We start from the raw sequence: 18,834 nt of genomic DNA, 5'->3' as shown, positions 1-18,834 counted from the left end.
GCATCCGGACAGGCAAAGGTCGGGAACGGACATCCAGGATCGGATGGCTCATGAAGGTCGTGCTCTTCTGCGGCGGTCAGGGTCTGCGCATGCGCGAAGGCGTGACCGATCTCCCCAAGCCCATGATCATGGTCGGCCATCGACCGCTGATCTGGCATGTGATGAGGTACTACGCCCATTTCGGGCACACGGAATTCATCCTGTGTCTGGGCTACGGGGCCCACTACATCAAGGACTACTTCCTCAACTACCGCGAGACGGCGAGCAACGACTTCACCCTCACCGGCGGTGGCCAGCGCGTCGAGTTGCTGTCCACCGACATCGCGAACTGGACCATCCACTTCATTGACACGGGGGTCGATTCCGCCATCGGGGAACGGCTCCGCCGGGTGAGGCACCTCCTCCAGGACGAGGACGTCTTCCTCGCCAACTACTCCGATGTCCTCACCGACGCACCGCTGGACGTGATGGTCGACCGCTTCGAGCGCAGCGACGCCGTCGCGAGCCTGTTGGCCGCGCGACCCGACAAGTCGTTCCACTGCGTCGACATCGGCACGGAAGGCCGGATACGCAGCATCCGGGCCAGTGCTGACATGGGCCTCTGGGTCAATGGGGGTTTCTTCGTCCTGCGGCAGGAGGTCTTCGACTTCATCCCCAAGGGCGGTGATCTGGTGGACGACGCCTGCACGGCGCTCGCCGAGCGAGGCCAGCTGCTCTCCTATCCCTACACGGGCTTCTGGCATCCGACGGACACGATCAAGGAGCGCAACAACCTCGAGGCCCGCTTCGCCCGCGGTGAACGTCCGTGGATGGTCTGGGAGACCGACCCCACGCGCGCGCCCGCGCCGGCGGTCTGAGTGCTCCACCTGGATCTCCGCCTGGGCAGCGACTGCACACCGGTCGTGGTGGCTGTCGGCGCGCACTGCGACGACATCGAGATCGGTGCAGGATGCCTGCTGCTCCAACTGGCCGAGTCGTTCCCGGGTGCGCGGCTGCACGCGCTCGTGCTCTCCTCGACACGCGAGCGCGAGACTGAGGCGGCCGCCTCCATGAGGTCCTTCACCGCCGGTCTGGACCTCGAGCTCACCGTCCTCGATCTCCCCGATGGCCGACTGCCGGCGCACTGGAACGCCGTCAAGCAGGCGATGGAGGACGCCGGAGCGCGGGCTCAGGACGCAGGGGACGTCCACCTGGTCCTCGCGCCGTCCCGCGGCGACCTGCACCAGGACCACCGCCTGGTCGCGGAGCTCACCCCGACAGTGTTCCGACGTCACCTCGTGCTCGGGTACGAGATAGCCAAGTGGGACGGCGACCTGGGGCGGCCAGCAGTGCACGTCCCGGTGCCCCCGGAGCTCGCCGAGCGCAAGGTGGAGTTGTTGTTCGAGCACTACCGGTCCCAGCACCATCACGACTGGTTCGACCGTGAGGCCTTCCTGGGTCTGATGCGGGTGCGCGGCATCGAGTGCCACGCGCGCTACGCCGAGGCTTTCTACTGCGACAAGTTCGTCCTGGGCCTCAGCGCCCCGGCACAACGCGAGCGGGGGATGTCGTGAGAGTTCTCATCACCGGTAGCGAGGGATACCTCGGCACCGTTATGGCCGACGTCGTGGCCGGCGCAGGCCACGACGTCGTCGGCCTGGACAGCGGCTTCTTCATGGGGGCCACGCTGGGTCCCGAGCCGGAGCGGCCGCCGGTGATCCGCCGGGACCTCCGGGACGTCACCGTCGAGGACCTCGCCGGCTTCGACGCCATCTGCCATCTGGCGGCCCTGTCGAACGACCCGCTCGGCAGCCTCGCGCCCCAGGTCACCTACGACATCAACCACGCAGCTAGCACACGGCTGGCCCGGCTGGCCCGCGACGCCGGAGTGCGTCGGTTCCTCTATGCCTCGACGTGCAGCGTGTACGGCGCGTCCGGCACCGACGAGGCGCTGAGCGAGAGCGCGCCTCTGGCTCCGGTGACCCCCTACGCCGAGAGCAAGGTGCGCGTCGAGGCCGACCTGCACGACCTCGCCGACGACGACTTCGAACCGGTCTCCCTGCGCAACGCCACGGCTTTCGGGTTCTCCCCGCGGTTGCGAGCCGACATCGTCCTCAACGACCTGGTCGCAGCAGCCGTGCTGGACGGGGAGATCGTCGTCAAGTCGGACGGCACGCCGTGGCGTCCTCTCGTGCACGCCCAGGACATCGCAGGAGCATTCCTGGCCTGCCTGGAGGCACCGCGCGAGGCGGTCCACGACCAGGCTCTCAACGTCGGTATGGACAGCGAGAACCGCCGCGTCGCCGACATCGCGGAGGTCGTCGCGGAGGCCGTGCCCGGCGCCACGGTGCGCATCACAGGCGAGTTCGGCGGTGACCCGCGCTCCTACCGGGTCGACTTCAGCCGGATCAGCCGCGTCGTGCCGGCCTTCAAGCCGACGTGGACCACACTGGACGGGGCGTGTGAGCTGGCCGATGCGTACCGCAGGTTCGGGCTCACCCGCCCCATGCTCCGGGACCGTTTCACCCGCCTAACCTGGCTGCGCCGGCTGCAGGAGCAGGGCCGGCTCACCGAGGACATGCGGTGGCGGTGAGCTTCTCCGGTTCACCGCCCCGACACGGCCCCGAGCTGCCGCAGGAGGTCCCGCCAGCTCCCCGCTCCGGCGTCCCGCTCGGAGACCAGGGTCACCGGCGCCGGCCAGCGGATGTTCAGATCGGTGTCGTCATACCGGACTGCCACGTCCTCGACCGGGTCGTGCTCACGGTCAATCCGGTAGCAGACATCCGCCCACTCGGTGAGGACCTGGAAGCCGTGCAGGAAGCCAGGGGGGACATAGAGATGCCGTCCCTCCTCGTCGTCGAGCCTGAACGTCGCGATGCCGCCGAACGTGCGCGATTCCGGGCGCGCATCGACGACGACGTCGAGCACCGCGCCTCTGGCGCAGCGCACCAGCTTGGCCTCCCCCGCTCCGGAGCGTCCGTGCATCCCGCGGACCACGCCCTGGCGCGACCGCGATTGGCTGTCCTGCCGGAAGCTGCGCGTGTCCACGCCGGCCCTCTCGGCGACCGCGACGTCCAGGGTCCTGACGAACCACCCTCGTTCATCGGCATGCCGTTTCTCCGGGAGGAAGCACACCACGTCGTCCAGGTCAGACCGCTCGATCCGCACGGCAGGAGTCTCGCGCAGACTCCGGCCCGGAGGTCGCGGTGAGTACCCGGGGGTCTTGTCGCTGGTGCGGCTCGGACACCGGCCAGGTGGTGCTAGACCTCGGCCGGCAGCCGGCGGCCGACTCATTCCCCCTGCCCGGCGACCCGCCGGTCGCCGACCATCCCCTCCGTCTGTGGTCGTGCGACCGGTGCGTGCTGGTACAGCTGCCTGACCGTTCTCCCACCCCGGACGAGCCCCGGGCGGTCGAGCCGGCAGCGCTACGAGCTCACGCGGGTGACTCGGTGGCCTGGGGCCTCGCCGAAGGACTGCTCATCCCCGGGCAGTCGGTGATGGAGTTCGGGAGCCCCCACGGCGGCAGCTGGCTCGGCCCGCTCACCGCCGCCGGCTTGCACGACCGCACGAGGGGCGACGAGCCGGTCGACATCGTCGTGGACGTCATGGGGCTCATGCACGAGGAGGACCAACGCGGCGGGCTGCGACGTCGGTTGGACGTACTGGGTCCCTCTGGAGTCCTCGTTCTCGTCTTCCCCCCGCTGGAGACCGTCGTGAAGCACGGCCAGTGGAACGCGGTCCGCCACGGACACCACGCCTATCCGTCGACAGCAGTGGCGGCCCGGCAACTCCAGGAGTGTGGACTCACCGTCGTGGCGACGGACCTGCATCCCCTCTACGGCGGGACCCGGCTGCTGGCCGCACGCAGACGCCGCCGGGGAGCGTTGCAGGCCACGTCCGTCCCGCTGCCACCGGACGTCCCGAGGTCCGCCCTGGTGGACCTGGCCCGGGAGGTCGATGTGGCCACCGCGGCGCTGCGAGAGCACCTGCGGCGCCAGGCGGCGGCCGGCCGACGGGTGCTCGGCTACGGCGCCGCCTCCCGCGCCGTCCCACTGCTCGTCGCAGCCGGGACGGGGCCGGACCTGTTGCCCGGGGTGGCCGACGCATCCCCGGCCAAGCAGGGCCGGCTGATCCCGCGGGTGGGGATCCCCGTGATCAGCCCGACAGAGCTGGTCGCGGCTCGTCCCGACGAGGTGCTGCTGTTCCTGCCCGATCTCCTGGACGAGGTGCGAGCCTCCTTGCCGGAGGTGGAGCGGCAGGGCGGGCACTGGCACTCCGTCGACAGTCTCCTGCAGAACGGAGTCCCTCGGTGATCTCGCAGTCCGACGAACCCCTGGTGACGGTGGCCATGCCCACCTACCGGCGGCCGGCGATGCTGCAGCAGGCGATCGAATCCGCCTTGGCCCAGACCTACCGCAACATGGACATCCTCGTGTCAGACAGCGCGGCGGACCCGACGATCGAGGAGTTGGTGGCCAGCTACGGGGACCCCCGTCTGCACTACCGGCACAATGGTGGGGTCAGCGACCTCGTCACGAACCTGAAGTCGGTGTACACCGCCGCCCGAGGCGAGCTGATCGCCACTCTGCACGACGACGACATCTGGGAACCGAACTTCCTCAGCTCCCTGGTGCCGCCGCTCGTCGCCAACCCGGACGTCGCCGTCTCGTTCGGCGACTTCTCGATCATCGACCTGACCGGTGCTGTGCGACCGGACCTGTCCGTGAGATATCGCGACCGGGAGGGCCTCCGGCCAGGGCTGCACCAGCCCTTCTTCGACCTGGCCATCACGCGCCGCGCGTTGAACGTCCCGATCGCGGCAGTGTTCCGGGCGACCGCCGTCGATTGGAGGGACTGGCGTGCGGAGGCGCGTACCGCCTGCGACCTGTGGCTGGCCTACCTGCTGGCTCGCTCCGGTGGAGCGGCCTGGTACGAGCCGACGCAAGTGTCGCGGTACCGGCATCACGCCGCTGCCTCGACCTCGGTCGACGAGACGGATGAGGCAGCGCTCTGGTGCTTCGCCCGTTTCCTCGAGGACGACCGGCTGGAGCCCGTGCATGCGGACATCCGGCGGGCAGCCGCCTTCCCCCACACCAGCCTGGCCCTCGCTGCTCTACGTCGCGGGGATCCGGCAGCTCGCCGCCAGGCAATCCGTCACCTCGTGCCGGCTCTGCGAGGCGCGGTCAGTCCCAGGACGCTGGCCACCGCGGCGTTGGTGCCGTGGCCGTTGCCGGTACGCAGGACGGTCATCGACGCGGTCGCGCGCCTGCGTTCCCGTCGCGACGCGCGGGCATGAGGACGTCCAACGCCTGAGTCCGGGACCGCGTTCAGCCCGTGCGGCGCAGGACGGAACGAAGGCGCTCCGTGGAAGCCACTCGATCTCGTGGAGTGCGGGTCGAGGACTTGGAGACCCGGGACAAGACGTCGAGGACGACCGCGGCCGTGTCGGCTGCGGAGAAGAGCTCACGCAGATGGGGTTCAGCGTGGGCCGCTTGGCGAGCCAACTGCCCCGGAGCGTCGAGATGAGCGCAGATGGCCTCAGCCATCGCCGGGACCGATTCCGGTTCGACGAGTCGACCGTATTCTCCTCCGCCGAGGACCATGCGAGGTCCACCAGACGCACAGTCCGCCGCGATCGTGGGGACCCCGAGCGCCAAGGCCTCGAGGAGTACCAGCCCGACGGCCTCCACTCGAGCAGCGTGGACGAAGGCTGCGCCTCGCGCCATCTCTGGTAAGGGGTTCTCCACATGCCCCGTGAAGGTGACGGCGTGCCCGACCCCGAGACTGTCGGCCAAGCTCCTGAGAGCAGACTCCTCGGGCCCCCGTCCCATGATGACCAGGCCGACTCGACGCCCCGTCTCGTGCACCATGGCCAGGGCGCGGATCAGGATGTCGAAACCCTTGTGCGGTTGCAGCTCCCCGCACGCCACCAGCGGCTGCTCCGTTGTCCGTGGCGCTCGGTCAACGCGCTCGGTCGACCGCCGCCTCGCGGCGTCCACGTCGATTCCCGCCGGCGCGACGGTGATCCTGGTGGGTGCCACGCCGGTTTGCTTCGTCGACTCAGCCGATGCGGGAGAGACGCAGAGGACCGCGTCGGCATGCGCCATGCAGAAGTGCCAGAGGCGACGTTGCCGTCGGGAGAGGTAGAGGCCTTGGGCGTGATCGGGGATGGATTGGACGTACACGACGAAGGGACGGCGAGTCAGGCGGGCCAAGGCGTAGCCGAGTGGTAGGGACTTCGCCACTTCACTGATCACGAGGACGACGTCGGATGCCGCCACCGCCTGCAGCGCATGCAGGAGCGCTCCAGGGAGTGCCTTGCGGAACCTCCGGACCTTGGTGTCGGCGTACGTCAGCGTTGCGCCGTCCGGTGGCGTGGCACGCCTCCCGGCGACGTCGAACTTGAGCGACAAGTAGTTGACGTCACGGTCTGCCGCGAGCCAGTGCCTGCTCAGTTCATGGATCCAACGAAGGCCGCCGTTGTCGTCGAGGGTATCGACGATGACGAGGACCGAAGGCGGGAAGGGCACGGCACGACTCCCCTTCGCACTCGGCATGCGGCAAGGCGCGCGACGGCACACGACCGCGCCCGGAGAACCTGGCGACAGGCACTCGTGCGCAGACGAGAGCGACGGAGTCGTTCGTCGCGGCACCACGACTGTGGACCGCGAATCGCGATGACACAAGGAGTCGCGTCGCCACGACCTCCATTCCTTCGCCGGAGGCCAGTCTGTGCTGACTCGTCACCACCTGACCGGTCCTGAGCCCCGCGGGATTGAGCCAGGGCGGAAGGAGTAGGGCCCGGATCAACATGTGTGACGGTTCTGCGCCGGCGCGTGGCGCCTCTGACCGCCAGGTCTCCGCTGTACGGACCGCTGTCGGGTCCCGCTTCCTGCAGGACCGGACGGCTCGCGAGGATGCTGACCGCCGACCGTGAGAAGGGTAGGTTCAGTCACCCGGTTGACCGGAGCCAGGTCACCCAAGGCCCTGGATCGCCTGCTCCTCGAGGAGAACCGAGAGGAAGGGATCGGCCGGCTCACCTCATAGACCAGCTCTGCGAGGACGGCCTCGGTGAGAGAGCAGGGTGTCCAAGAGGAGAGTGCCACGTTGAGCATTCCGGCCCGTCGGGACGTGCAACCCAGCGTGTGGCAGTCCACGTTCCGACGGTTCGTAGCTCACGGAACGCTGCCCCTCTGCTCCTTCATCGCCGGGCCGATCCTGGCGAGAACGCTGGGGGTCGAGGGACGGGGCCTCGTGGCCGCGATAACGGTCCCCTTGACGCTCGGGTTGATGATCGTACTCACGGCCATGGGGGAGCTGCTCACCGCCGATGTGGCCTCGGAGCGATCGAGCAAGCGGGACGCCTTCTGGGGCGGCACTGTCATCAGTGTCTCCATCGGGATTGTCCTGGCGACGATCATCCACGTACTCGCCCCGACCCTGGTGCCCGACCACCCTGATGCGGTTCGGCTACTGCAGATCCTCGCGTGGTGCCTGGTTCCTGCCGGTGTACAGGTCAGCCTTCGGGCACTCCGGCAAGGCGAGAGGCGCTACAAGATGTTGAACCGAGAACCGTTGTTCGGTTCCATCGGGCGCCTGGGCTGCTTGCTGCTGCTGTGGGCGTTCGGCTGGCTCAACGTAACGACCGCTGCCGTCACCACGGCGTTCTTCATGATCGGAACCGGTCTCCTTCTCGGCAGACCTCCGCCGTTGGAAGTGACCCGGGCATGGAGGGGCATTCGAGACGCCATCCGAGGACAACTGAGCCGCTGTTCGGTGCTCCTGATCGGGAGCCTGGCATACATCTTGACGATGCGAGCCGACCAGCTGCTCCTCACGCCACTGGCCGGTCCGCGGCAACTCGGCTTGTACGCAGTCGCGGTGACGCTTGCGGAGATCCCCCTGCTCGCTGCTGACTCGGTACGGATGATCCTGCTGGCGGAGGTTTCAGCACGGCGCGATCCCCACCTGGTGGCCAGAGCCTGCCGATTGGGGATCGCCTGCATGATCCCGATTGCCCTCGTGGGTGCGGCGCTGTCGCCGATCGGCATTTATCTCCTCTACGGCGCCTCCTTCTCCGGGGCTGCCCTGCCGACGGTCGTCCTCCTGGCCAGCACGGCAGTTTTCGTGCCCGGCTCGCTGATGTCTGCCTCGCTGATCGCATTCGGCCATCCTGGGTTGTCAACCCTTCCGACCCTGTTGGGGTTGATGGTCACAGCCGTCGTCGCCCCGGTCGCAGTGATCTGGTGGGGTGCGACAGGGGCTGCACTGGCGACCTTCGTCGCCTATCTCGCGTCCTCGATCCTGGCGCTTCTCCTCTTCCGTCGACACGAGGGGATCAGCTTGGCCAACTCAGTTGTGGTCAAGTCCTCCGACCTAACGTTGGCCCTTCGCCGAGTGCGAGAAGCTGTGAGGGCCGGCAAGGGATGAACTCCGAGTCCCCTGGCGGGTCCGCGCGGGGCGGCGGATGATGGCAGGGCGCGTCAAGGAGGGCCTGGAGCCCGGCCACCCCTCGGCACCGGCACCGCTCCTGCTGTTGGATCGTCGCCTCGAGACTGCTGGCCGGCTCGGCGTCGAGAGCCGACAGCCATGGCCGACGTCCAGGTGCACCGAATCGTCCAGGACGAAGCCGGCCTGCGTCACCGGAGCGGCACAGCACCTCTGCCGTCCGCGGCGGGGATGAGCGGGTGTCTCATCGCCTCATGCGGAGCGATTCAGGTTCAGTCGAATCGCCCATGGGGCTGTGAGCGCACGGTCACCGCCCAAGCGGCTCAAGTGAGGCACCGACTACAGACGTGGGTCACGAGCAGGCCACTTCTTGCCTCGAGGTCGGGCACAGTCGGCACCGCCTGAGAACCGATCCCCTGTGACCAGTGGCGGGGAGGCGCTGTCCGGGCGGCGTCGACAGGCAGACCAGCGACCTGCAGCCCGTCGACGGAACTGCGACCACATCCCCGACCGAGACGTGTCAGGGAGGTGTCTCGTCGCCCCTGGGCGTGCCGATGACAGTGTGCGGTCCCGTCCGCCTCATCGGTCGCAGCCTGCCCCCTCGCGCGTCAACCACGCCTCGCGCCAGAACGGCTGCGTCTTGCGCTGGCACAGTCCGTGGTACCGGCCTTGACACACGACTCCCTCGAGCACGAGGGACCGGCCAGGCAGCGTGAGCATCCGCCCGGTGTACTCGTCGATGATCCGGTTGATCACCCGGTCCACGCGGCGGACCTGCCCGCAGTACGGAGTCATCTCGCCGTCGAACGACAGGCCCTTGTTCTTACCGTTGCGATCGACGGTCCTGCGGATCTCGCGCCGGCTGCGGATCCGAACCGACTCCCCAGGCTGCAGGTCCAGGTGGACGGCGGGGGTCCGGGTGAGCCGTCCGTGTACGAACGGGAAGGGCTGGCCGCGACGGAATTGCAGCCAGCGGGGGAAGTGACGCCGACTGACGCCTTGGAACATGTTGACGAGGTCTGGGAGGAGGAAGCGCAGCACAGCCCGCAGCCGGACGTTCCCGTTCCGCAGGTCGGTCGCGTAGTGGCGCAGGTCCCACGGTGCGAGACGCGTCGTCGCCTCGAGGATCCGAGTGGCCTGGCACGACCACAACTCCTCACCCTCCGGGCCCGGCTGATGCGGATGGACCGCCTTCGCGACGTCCTCCCGTGTGCATCCTTCGCGCCGGACGGGAGCGGCCATCTGGACCGGTGCATCGCTGGGCGGGAGTTCGTCCACTCCTCGGAGCCACTCCTCCTTCCAGTACAGCAGACAGCCGGCTTGGCACCCGCCGTGGGCGGAACCGTCGCAGCGAACGCCGGTGAGGTGAACGCTCGCCGGCAGATGCCGCAGGATGCCTAGGAAGCAGGTCGTGTCCGTCCGACTGTCCACGACGAAGCGTGAGCCGCAGTGGGCCAGCATCTCGGGCTGGAACGGCAGTCCGTCCACCGAGGCGTCAGGACCGAGTGTCGCGAGGATCTCCTCAGCAGAACGGACTTCTACGACGTCTCCGGGCCGCAGGGCCCGGGGACGGGGAGCGATGGCTGCGCGCATGCGAGGCACTCCAACTCGACGGAGGAAGAGGACGGCATGAAGGTCGGGACGACGACGCCCGGCACCCGGTTCGCCCGACGACTAGAAGATCTCGAGTTCTGGGATGGGCACCACCAGACGGCCGCCCCACTGCCGCACGTGGGAGAGCTGGGCGCCGAGTTCCTCCCGCAAGTTCCACGGCAGCAGCAGGACGTAGTCCGGCCGCACTTCGGAGATCGCCTCGGGTGCCAGGATCGGGATGTGGGTGCCCGGGAGGAACAGCCCCTGCTTGTGCGGGCTCCTGTCGACCGTGAAGGACAGCAGATCCGACCGGATGCCACAGTGGTTCAGCAGGGTGTTTCCCTTGCCGGGCGCCCCGTACCCGACCACGCGCTTGTCCCCTGACGCAGCCTCCGCCAGGAAGACGACCAGGTCACGCTTGACCTTGTCGACGGCCGCCGCGAAACCCCGGTGGCCGTCGAGGGAGTGCAGGCCGCGACGCTCCTCCTCGGCCAGGAGTTCGGTGACCGCTCCCGTCACCGAGTCGGCGTGCCGTTCGTGCCGTGCCCAGATCCGGAGGGAGCCACCGTGCGTCGGGAGTTCCTCGACGTCCACCACGGCGAGTCCGGCATGCGCGAGCACGCGTTGGGCGGTCAGCAGGGTGTAGTACGAGAAGTGCTCGTGGTAGATCGTGTCGTACTGCGATCGCTCGATGAGCCGCATGAGGTGCGGGATCTCGATGCTCAGCCATCCCTCATCAGCGAGCAGTGCGGCCAGACCGAGACTGAAGTCCCGGACGTCCGGAACGTGCGCGAACACGTTGTTGGCCACCACCAGGTCGGCGGGGCCGTGTTCCGTCCGTTGTCTGCGCCCCTCCTCACCCCCGAGGAAGGCCACGTGCGTGGGGATCCCCCGCTGTTCCGCCACGGCTGCGATGTTGCCCGCCGGTTCGATGCCGAGGACCGGGATCCCCTGCGCGACAAAGTGCTGGAGCAGGTAGCCGTCGTTGCTCGCGACCTCCACCACCAGGCTCGAGGAGGTCAGGCCCAACCGCTCCACAGTGCGCTCGCAGTAGAGCCTGGCGTGCTCCACCCAGGAGGTGGAGTACGAGGAGAAGTAGGCGTAGTCGGAGAAGATGTCCGCGGCGGGGATGTGTGACGGGAGTTGCACGAGCAGACAATTCGCGCAGATCCAGACACGGAGGGGGTAGAAGACCTCCGGCGACTCCAACTTGTCCTTCGTCAAGTAGCTCTCGCAAGGCGGCGACATCCCGAGGTCGACGAACACGTCCGACAACGGCCGGTCGCACAGTCGACAGGTTCCGCCTCCCAGAGCTCCGGAGCTCCGTGTGATCGACGACTTCTCGAGGGCGGCAGCGGGCATCAGGTCTTTCATCGAGGCCGTCATGCGCATGCCTGCAGCAGTCCTGCCGGTGCAGCCAGGCTCGGCAGACCAACGGTGGTCTTCGTCGGATCGGCACTGTGTCGTCGTCGAACAACCGGCACCTGCGTGCTGCGGGACATCCGCACCCCCTGTGTCGACCGGGGCCCCGTGCACCGACCCCGCTCGAAGGCCGCCAGAGCAGGAGCAGACTCGGGGAACCCTGGCTCGCCGTCAACCCGTCTGCGCGCACCGCAGGCGCACCGAGGCACTGCCTGCCCGTTCGAGCACGACGATGCCCGTCTGGCGCCCTGGCACAGTCCCGTCAGGACGCGTTGAACGCTTCCGCCGCGCTGCTCAGGGTGCACCCAGCGAGCCGTCGCTCCGCGAGGCTCCCTCAACATCGCCGACCGGTGGTGGTCTCAGGGGAGCCTTCGGTGGTGCCGGCCCTCTGCTCCACCGCGATGGCGGTCCGGCAGGGCGGTGCGGTACCCGCGAGCGGCCCCATCATCGATCCCGGGGGGAACCATGTTGAGAATCGTGCCGAGCATCAGTGCACCGACGCGCTCCAGGCTCTCCACCGCGCGTGCTACCTGGATCTTGTCCGTCTTGCCGTAGCGGATGGACAGCAGGACTCCATCGGTCAACGGCGCTATCGTGCTGGCGTCAGCCACAGGCAGGAGCGCCGGCGTGTCGAGCAGGACGAAGTCGTTCTGTGCGCGGAGCTTCTCCAGCAGATCTGCCATGGCGCCCAGTCCGAGCAGTTCGACGGGGTTGGGTGGAACGGGTCCCGCGGCGATGACCGAGATGCCTTCGCGAGGTGTCTGGATGACATCTTCGACGCTCGCAGTCGAAGCCAGGAGGTTCGTGAGCCCCGCATCCCCGGTCAAGCCGAGATAATCGGCGACCTTGGGCCGTCGCAGGTCAGCGTCGACGATGACGACCTGCCGGCCGGCATCCGCGAGCACCTGAGCGAGGTTGACCACCACGGTCGTCTTGCCTTCGGCGGCCAACGCACTGGACACCATGACGGCTTTGGGTGGCTTTTCGACACTGAGGAACTGCAGGTTCGTACGCAAGCGCCGGAAGTCCTCGCCCGCTCGGCCGGTGCTGCCACGGTCGATGACGTGGTGCTTGTCCAGCGTCCGGTCGCGGGTGATGGTGGCTATGGCTGGGGCCGACACCAGCTCTGATGCCACCTCGACGTCCTTGACCGAGCGGTCCAGCCGAGCTCGCGCGATGGCTCCCCCAGCTCCGAGCACCAACCCGACGACGAGTCCGAGGGCGACATCGCGGACCGGTTTGGGCGAGGTCGGTGCCGTGGGCACCTGAGGCCGTTGGGTGACGGTGACCTTCACCGGAGACCGAGCGCCCGGCTCCGTGGTCTCGATCTCCTGGACGAGCGCGCTGAACTGCGGGCCGATCGAATCGGCGATCTGTTGGGCGCGCTGAGGGGAAGGATCGGTCACCGTCACGTCGATGAGCACCGTGTCGGTCACCGGTGTCGCCGTGATTTCGGCTGCCAGCTGATCCGGCGACATGGGCAGCCCGAGCTGCTGGACGACCCGGGTGGCCAACTGCTGACCGGTGATCAGACGCGCATACGAGGCAATTCGCTGCTGGGAGAACTGGCTCCCCTGGAAGACCTCGGAAGCCGAGGCCGAGTCCGTGGTGGAGACGAACAGCTGGGTGGAGGAGGTGTAGGTCGGCGTCTGCAGGAGGCTGACGCCCAAAGCCGCGAGGCCGCCGACGAGGAGGCTGACGAACAGCAACCATGAGGAAGTCCGAAGTGCAGCCATGACCTCGCGAAGACTCATCTCGTTCTTTCCTCGGTTGATCCTCGAGCCCGGAGCCCCTGGTAGAAGGGCTACAACATAGGTCACGTCGCCCGTCTGAACGGCCGGATCACCCGTGCTCAATGGGGACGCTCGGATGCGATTACTCGCTACCTGTCCCATGACGCGGTGCGACGACAGAGTCGCAACCAACTGCGATGCTCCGACTACACCTCCTCGAGTGGCCGCGCCCTGGTCCCAGCGCCTGAGCGGTTCCTGGCGGCGACGTTCCGCGTTCGCGGCATCGGTCGAGCGCGGCTCCTCGGGGTGCTAACGCCCGGTCACCTTCTCGTCCCGGTGGACCAGGACAGCACGGGCCAACCGTGGCGCGCCCACCGCCACGCACACGGCGGCTCGCTGACGTGCGGAGAGTGCTGCACAGCAGGCCAGTGACAGCGCCTCGGACCGGGCGGCGCGACCCTCTCGTACGCGCCAGGCCCAGCGCCGGAACCGGGCCTCCGCCAGCACGCCAGCCGCGATGACTCGCTCGTCCTCGCGCAGTCCCTCGTAACCAGTGATCGTCTGGGCGACGCGCACCCTCCCCGCGAGGACGCGCTCCAGGTCCGCCGTCTGTTGGCCACCCCACTGCCGATACCGGTACAGCGGCAGGGGGACCAGTCCGGCCGCCGCGCCGCGGAGGAACATCCGGACGTAGCACTCCCAGTCGGGTCCGTAGTCGAGCGTCTCGTCGAAGCCGCCGGCCTCCAGGAGCGGCCGCCGACGGATCGCCGGGGCGGGGAGGAAGTTCCACCGCAGGATTTCCCTCCGCTGGTCGCGGACGGGGAAGCGCTCCACCAGGGAGTAGCCGGGGGACTGCACCCTCGGACCGAACTCCTCCCAGGGCGTCGTGACGAGGTGGAGATCAGGGCGGCGCTCCGCCACCCACACGAGCGCCTCCACCCGCTGGGGAGCCATCTCGTCGTCCCCGTCCAGGATGACGACCAGATCGGCACTCATCGCGGCCACCGCGGCGTTCTTGGCCGCGCCCTCCCCTCCTCGCACCGGCCGGCGGATCACCCGGACGCGGTCCAGGTAGGGCTCGACCGCACTGAGCACGTCGTCGTCGGACGCGTCGTCGCACAGCACCACCTCGTCCGGCAGCCGGGTCTGCGCGAACACCGACTCCAGGGCGGCAGGCAGGAAGGGCGCGACGTTGTGCGCCGTGACGACGACGCCGACCCTCACGTGTTGGGGGGATTCGAGCATCTCTGCATCCGGAGCCAACAAGGGCCACGTCGCGTTCATGCGGCCGGCACCCACGCCGTGACCGCCCGCCGGAGGCGGTCCACGCTCCATCGGCCGACCGTGATCCGAGGGACCGCGAAGGGGTCCGCTCCGTCCACGGGACCTGCCACGTTCGCGAACGCCAAGTGATAACCGGCCGCGCGGGCCTCCTGCGCGTTGCGCCGGGTGACCGTCCCTGGCGCCCCGAAGGGATAGGCGAGCAACTCGGGTGACTCGCCGAGGATCGCGCGAAGGGCGTCCCGGCTCTGCGTCAGCTCGCGCCGGGCCTCCTCTCCTCGGAGCTGCGCGAGGGCTGCATGGGAGCAGGTGTGCGAGCCGATCGTGAACATCGGGTCCTCGGCAAGCCGCTGAACCTGCTCGACAGTCATCCGGCGGTGCCGCATGCAGGTCGCGGCACGAGGTCGGACGGTCTCCAACACCCTCACCACGCGCCGCACCTCGGCGGGCGGCTGCCGATACAAGGCCGCACTCAGCTGCCAGTAAGCCAACCTGCGGGAGTCCGCGTTGGCGAGGTCCAACCGCAGCATCCGTCGGCCGACCTGCACGTCGAGCTGGTTGCCGCCGGAGCCGTGCTCCAGCAGCAGGTGCTCGAGCCGGTCCCACCAGTACTCCTCCACAGGACCCCTCCCATCGCCGGCGAGGGCATCAGCGACCACGAAGAACGTGGCGGGCAGGGAGAACTCCTGGAGCACGGGCACGGCCTGCTCGAGGTTGTCGAGGTAGCCATCGTCCAGCGTGACCGCGGCCGCCGGCTCTCCGTGTCCGGACAGGATCCCGCGCGCGGGAACCACCGAGAACCAGTCGCTCAACGCTGTCATGTGCTCCCGGAACAACGACGGCGGCACGACCATCCCGCCGGGGTCATCGGACTCGTCCTCGGAGATCCGGTGATACAGCAGGACCACGTTCCGCCCGCGCGGCCGGAATCGGCGGGGGAAGACCGGTCGCCGGTTCCAGAGCCCGTGAAGACGACGCAGACCTCTCATCGCTCACCAGGCGGATCGATCGGCGGCTCCACTCGTCCTGATCAACCCTTCGGACGCACGACCGCGGTCACGATGAGCGGGAGCTCGGGGTCATCGCGCTCCAGCACCCGGCGAGGGAGTTCCTCGACCGCGGCACCCAACAGGAAAGCCCGGCACGTCACGAGGTTGCCGAAGGCACGCACCTCTCCCACCCCGCCGGTCACGTCCACCAGGTCCTCGAAGCCGTGTGCGGTCCAGCGCCACCGGTCCCATGAGCCGGCGAGCCGGCTCATGGACGGGACCGTGACGAGGATGCTGCCCCCTGGCCGTACGCTCGCGAGCAGGTTCTGCAGCGCAGTCCGCGGGTCCGGCACCAGCTGCAGCGTCTGCGTGATGATCCCGCAGTCGAATGCCCCCCGGGGCAGGGTCGTCGGATCGCACACGTCACCCACGACCGTGGCGAGGGGGTTGGTGACGTCGATGTCGAGGACGTCGACCGTGTCGGCCCCGAGCCCGGAGGCGTAGAGGTCCTCCCTGACCTCGAGGACCCGGCCACGGACGAGTCCCCGATGGGCACGCAGGAAGCGCTCGATGTAATACCGGTCGATCGGCGTGCCTCTTTCGAAACCCCATTCGGAGAGCGGATCGAGGCGACGGGTGCTGACCCAGCCGAGTCGAAAGGACGCATTCCGGACCAGCGAGGACCGGGCCACTGACCTCGCGACCACTCGCTGTCGTGCTCTGCGCACCATCGCACCGAGCTGCACGTTCGGAGACTATCCCCCCGCTCCGGATGCCGCGGCAGAGGTTTCGCCGCCACCGCCGGCGACTTCGAGAGAGCGGGTGACAGCGCAACCACGTGCTCTTTGCACAGCCTGACGGCAACAGACCACTGGATCCAGCGTTCGCCGACAAGAAGACAGTGACCGGTGAGCAGGGCGGGTCGTCCGTCGCCGTGCTCACTCACGACCGCGGGCACCTGGGGTCGGACGTCTTGGAAGCGGTACGGCGGAGCCCGTCACCGACGTGCTGATCGTGGTGCCGCCGCCGCACGGGATCCGCGGGTGCGGCTCCACTCAGCGATCCCGATGGTGACGACATCTGTCCACCATGCCGCCATGACCGCCTGCGAGGGTCCCGATCCCGCGACGTTCCCACGCATCGGTCGGCACGCTGGAACCGGAGGGCAGCAGCCCCTCTCAACACTCGCGTCAGGGAGTCGGCGGGCACCTACGGTGATGTCCCAGATCAGGTGGCTTGCGGCCGCGACTCCCAGTCTCCGGCGCCGTCGCCGTCAACACGCTGAGCAACGCCGACCTGCTTCCCTGCTCTACCCCTGGGCCACCGCGCCCGGAGAACGTCGGCTCGTTCACCGCCCGGACGCCGCCCATGTGCCACGGTGATCACGCAGGTCACGGACACCTCAGCTGTCCGCCGGGATCCGGCTGCGTTCCCCGCAGGATGCAGCCGTGGCTTTCCTCCTCGGCTCGACCTGGCTGGCGCTCAACGTGTTCGTCGCCGAGCACGGCTCCCTGCTGATGGCCGTGGCCGCGTGTGGCATCGCGCCGGCAGGCGCACTGCGGCGCCGTACGGCCGCCTGAGCCTCAGCGGCGTCGGCCCACCAGGATCCCCATCAGGGACAGCATCCCCGCAGCCCAGCCGGTCAGGACGAAGACGTCTCCCCTGTGCAGCCCGTGCTCCGCCGTGACCCGGATGAGCACCGGTCCCTCGTTGTAGTAACGGCCGGTCACCAACAGCACGGCGAACGCCGTCAGCATCCCGGCGGCCGTCAGCGCGAACAGCCAGCGGAAGACGACCTCGCCGGTCAGCCGCCCTGACGTCGCAGCACCTGCCCCACGGTCTTCAGGACGATCTTCATGTCGAGCCACGGCGACCAGTTCTCGATGTAGTAGTTGTCGAACCGGGCGCGGTCCTCGATGGAGGTGTCCCCCCGCAGGCCGTGCGCCTGCGCCCACCCGGTCAGCCCCGCCGGCACCCGGTGACGAGCGGTGTACCGCGGGATGTGCGCGGAGAACTGGTTGACGAAGTGCGGCCGCTCGGGGCGCGGGCCGACCAGGCTCATGTCCCCGCGGACGATGTTCCACAGCTGCGGCAGCTCGTCCAGCGACGTCGCGCGGAGGAACCTGCCGACGGGCCCCAGCCGGTCGTCGTGCTTGATGTTCCAGTTCGTCTGCGACTCGGTCTCGTCCACCGGCTTGAGCGAGCGGAACTTCAGGACCTGGAACGGACGGCCGTCCAGCCCGACCCGCTCCTGCCGGAAGATGATCCCGGGCCCACCCTCGACCCGGACGGCGACCGCGCAGGCGGCCAGCACCGGGGTGAGCAGCAGCAGCGTCAGCAGGGACACGGCGACGTCCACCAGCCGCTTCACCCGCCACCAGGGGCTGCGGTAGACCGCCCGCCGCCGCCGGACCAACGGGATGCCCCAGATCTCGTCGGTGTAGCGGTTGATGTCGTGCAACTCGAACAACCGGGGGACGACGAAGACGTCGACGTCGAGCCGGTCGCAGGTGCGCAGGATGTCGACGAGCTCGTCCTCGTCCACCCCGCCGTAGGCGACGATCACGTCTCGGACGGCCTCCTCGCGGATGACCCGGCCGAGCTGGTCGTAACCGCCGAGCAGTGGTGCGGGGAGCAGGGCCCGCGCGTCCTCGGGCACGTCCGTGTCGAGGAAGCCGATCGGGTCGAGGCCGTAGTTGCGCCGCTCGAGCAGCGTCACCGCTACCCGGAGGCCGACCGGACCGGCCCCGACGACGACGGTGCGGTGCCGGACGAACCCGCGGCACCGGGCGGTGTGCACGACGCGGTAGGCGACCAGGCGCACGACGAGGACCGCCACGAGCAGCGCGGCCACGTGCACCACCTGGCGGCCCGCGGTGTCGACGTTCGGGAGGACCTCCGCCATGGCGACCTTGAACGCCCACGCCACGGCGACCGCGGCCAGGACGTACGGCAGGTCGTCGAGCAGCGACAGGGTGAGCCGGGAACGGTAGAGGCCTGCGCGCCAGAAGACGAGCAGGAGGAAGACCAGCGCGAGCCCCTGCGCCACCAGGGAGCCCGGCTGCGTGAGCACGGTGGCCACCGCGAAGGCGACGATGTCGGCGAGGACGAGGTAGGGCGCGACTCCCATCCGCAGCCACCAGGTCCCCCGGCCGGCGGTCACGGTCGTCCGGGCACGGGCGGCCTTCGTGGCTCCCCCCGCCCGGACGGCCCCCGTGCGGCCGCGTCCCGGCAGTCGCGTCCTCGTCCCGGACGCAGCGTCGCCCCCCGTGGCGTCGACCATGACCCTCCCCGTTGCCGCGCCGACTGCCCGGCGCGGTCAGCGGATCGTGGCATCTCCCACGACCATTCGCCATTCCGGGCTCATTCCGGCGATTGACCCCGAAAGG

17 protein-coding genes and 1 pseudogene are annotated in these 18,834 nt (G+C 68.9%); 8 read left to right on the top strand and 10 right to left on the bottom strand.

Annotated elements, in window-relative coordinates:
* Positions 1–50: 50 nt before the first annotated feature.
* Genes ACI8AB_RS20160 through ACI8AB_RS20150 form a run of 3 tightly spaced genes read left to right on the top strand, consistent with a single transcriptional unit; the run spans position 51 to position 2,572 of the window.
* Positions 51–857 carry a sugar phosphate nucleotidyltransferase gene (locus ACI8AB_RS20160; RefSeq protein WP_456951581.1) on the top strand — a complete coding sequence of 269 codons (807 nt, stop codon included), beginning with the start codon at positions 51–53 and terminating at the stop codon, positions 855–857.
* Positions 858–1,553 (top strand): PIG-L deacetylase family protein, encoded by a 696-nt coding sequence (locus ACI8AB_RS20155; protein WP_456951580.1) that lies wholly within the window; start codon positions 858–860, stop codon positions 1,551–1,553. It begins immediately after the preceding gene.
* The gene (locus tag ACI8AB_RS20150) at positions 1,550–2,572 is read left to right on the top strand and encodes an NAD-dependent epimerase/dehydratase family protein (protein ID WP_456951579.1); all 1,023 of its coding nucleotides are present in this window, start codon (positions 1,550–1,552) and stop codon (positions 2,570–2,572) included. The genes ACI8AB_RS20155 and ACI8AB_RS20150 overlap by 4 nt, the downstream gene beginning before the upstream one ends.
* Before the next feature lie 11 nt (positions 2,573–2,583).
* Here the strand turns inward: ACI8AB_RS20150 and ACI8AB_RS20145 are convergent, their stop codons facing one another.
* Positions 2,584–3,147, bottom strand: coding sequence for a dTDP-4-dehydrorhamnose 3,5-epimerase family protein (locus ACI8AB_RS20145; protein ID WP_456951578.1), 564 nt, complete (start codon positions 3,145–3,147; stop codon positions 2,584–2,586).
* A 38-nt stretch (positions 3,148–3,185) separates the two neighbouring features.
* Between ACI8AB_RS20145 and ACI8AB_RS20140 the strand changes: the two are divergent.
* The 3 genes and pseudogenes from ACI8AB_RS20140 to ACI8AB_RS20130 all read left to right on the top strand — a co-directional run.
* Positions 3,186–3,350: pseudogene (locus ACI8AB_RS20140) on the top strand (SAM-dependent methyltransferase); the annotation flags it as partial.
* Positions 3,351–3,428: 78 nt separating this feature from the next.
* Positions 3,429–4,292 carry a hypothetical protein gene (locus tag ACI8AB_RS20135; RefSeq protein ID WP_456951596.1) on the top strand — a complete coding sequence of 288 codons (864 nt, stop codon included), beginning with the start codon at positions 3,429–3,431 and terminating at the stop codon, positions 4,290–4,292.
* Positions 4,289–5,275 (top strand): glycosyltransferase family 2 protein, encoded by a 987-nt coding sequence (locus ACI8AB_RS20130; protein WP_456951577.1) that lies wholly within the window; start codon positions 4,289–4,291, stop codon positions 5,273–5,275. The genes ACI8AB_RS20135 and ACI8AB_RS20130 overlap by 4 nt, the downstream gene beginning before the upstream one ends.
* 31 nt (positions 5,276–5,306) lie before the next feature.
* Here ACI8AB_RS20130 and ACI8AB_RS20125 read toward each other — a convergent pair whose 3' ends face one another.
* Positions 5,307–6,509 carry a glycosyltransferase gene (locus ACI8AB_RS20125; protein WP_456951576.1) on the bottom strand — a complete coding sequence of 401 codons (1,203 nt, stop codon included), beginning with the start codon at positions 6,507–6,509 and terminating at the stop codon, positions 5,307–5,309.
* A 541-nt stretch (positions 6,510–7,050) separates the two neighbouring features.
* On the opposite strand from ACI8AB_RS20125, the gene ACI8AB_RS20120 reads away from it, so the two are divergent.
* The gene (locus ACI8AB_RS20120) at positions 7,051–8,409 is read left to right on the top strand and encodes an oligosaccharide flippase family protein (protein WP_456951575.1); all 1,359 of its coding nucleotides are present in this window, start codon (positions 7,051–7,053) and stop codon (positions 8,407–8,409) included.
* Positions 8,410–9,006: 597 nt separating this feature from the next.
* Here the strand turns inward: ACI8AB_RS20120 and ACI8AB_RS20115 are convergent.
* From ACI8AB_RS20115 to ACI8AB_RS20090, 6 genes are all read right to left on the bottom strand, one after another.
* Positions 9,007–10,020, bottom strand: coding sequence for a hypothetical protein (locus tag ACI8AB_RS20115; RefSeq protein WP_456951574.1), 1,014 nt, complete (start codon positions 10,018–10,020; stop codon positions 9,007–9,009).
* 81 nt (positions 10,021–10,101) lie between these two features.
* Positions 10,102–11,412, bottom strand: a complete 1,311-nt coding sequence (locus ACI8AB_RS20110) for a methyltransferase domain-containing protein (RefSeq protein ID WP_456951573.1) — start codon at positions 11,410–11,412, stop codon at positions 10,102–10,104.
* A 389-nt stretch (positions 11,413–11,801) separates the two neighbouring features.
* Complete coding sequence (locus ACI8AB_RS20105) at positions 11,802–13,196, bottom strand: polysaccharide biosynthesis tyrosine autokinase (RefSeq protein ID WP_456951572.1); 1,395 nt, start codon at positions 13,194–13,196, stop codon at positions 11,802–11,804.
* A gap of 288 nt (positions 13,197–13,484) precedes the next feature.
* Positions 13,485–14,459 (bottom strand): glycosyltransferase family A protein, encoded by a 975-nt coding sequence (locus ACI8AB_RS20100; protein ID WP_456951571.1) that lies wholly within the window; start codon positions 14,457–14,459, stop codon positions 13,485–13,487.
* Positions 14,456–15,364: a polysaccharide deacetylase family protein gene (locus ACI8AB_RS20095; protein ID WP_456951570.1), complete on the bottom strand. Its 909-nt coding sequence runs from the start codon at positions 15,362–15,364 to the stop codon at positions 14,456–14,458. Before ACI8AB_RS20095 ends, ACI8AB_RS20100 begins: the two co-directional genes overlap by 4 nt.
* A gap of 122 nt (positions 15,365–15,486) precedes the next feature.
* The gene (locus ACI8AB_RS20090; RefSeq protein WP_456951569.1) at positions 15,487–16,191 is read right to left on the bottom strand and encodes a methyltransferase domain-containing protein; all 705 of its coding nucleotides are present in this window, start codon (positions 16,189–16,191) and stop codon (positions 15,487–15,489) included.
* 702 nt (positions 16,192–16,893) lie between these two features.
* On the opposite strand from ACI8AB_RS20090, the gene ACI8AB_RS20085 reads away from it, so the two are divergent.
* Positions 16,894–17,025 (top strand): hypothetical protein, encoded by a 132-nt coding sequence (locus ACI8AB_RS20085; RefSeq protein WP_456951568.1) that lies wholly within the window; start codon positions 16,894–16,896, stop codon positions 17,023–17,025.
* A 3-nt stretch (positions 17,026–17,028) separates the two neighbouring features.
* Here ACI8AB_RS20085 and ACI8AB_RS20080 read toward each other — a convergent pair whose 3' ends face one another.
* Both ACI8AB_RS20080 and ACI8AB_RS20075 read right to left on the bottom strand, forming a co-directional pair.
* On the bottom strand, positions 17,029–17,202 hold the full coding sequence (locus ACI8AB_RS20080) for a hypothetical protein (RefSeq protein WP_456951567.1): 174 nt from the start codon (positions 17,200–17,202) through the stop codon (positions 17,029–17,031).
* Between the two features lie 47 nt (positions 17,203–17,249).
* Positions 17,250–18,608, bottom strand: a complete 1,359-nt coding sequence (locus ACI8AB_RS20075) for a sugar transferase (RefSeq protein ID WP_456951566.1) — start codon at positions 18,606–18,608, stop codon at positions 17,250–17,252.
* Positions 18,609–18,834 lie beyond the last annotated feature (226 nt).

Source organism: Geodermatophilus sp. SYSU D00698 (assembly GCF_054050335.1).
Note: the sequence above shows the minus strand (reverse complement) of the source record. Positions and strands in the feature narration are given on the sequence as shown.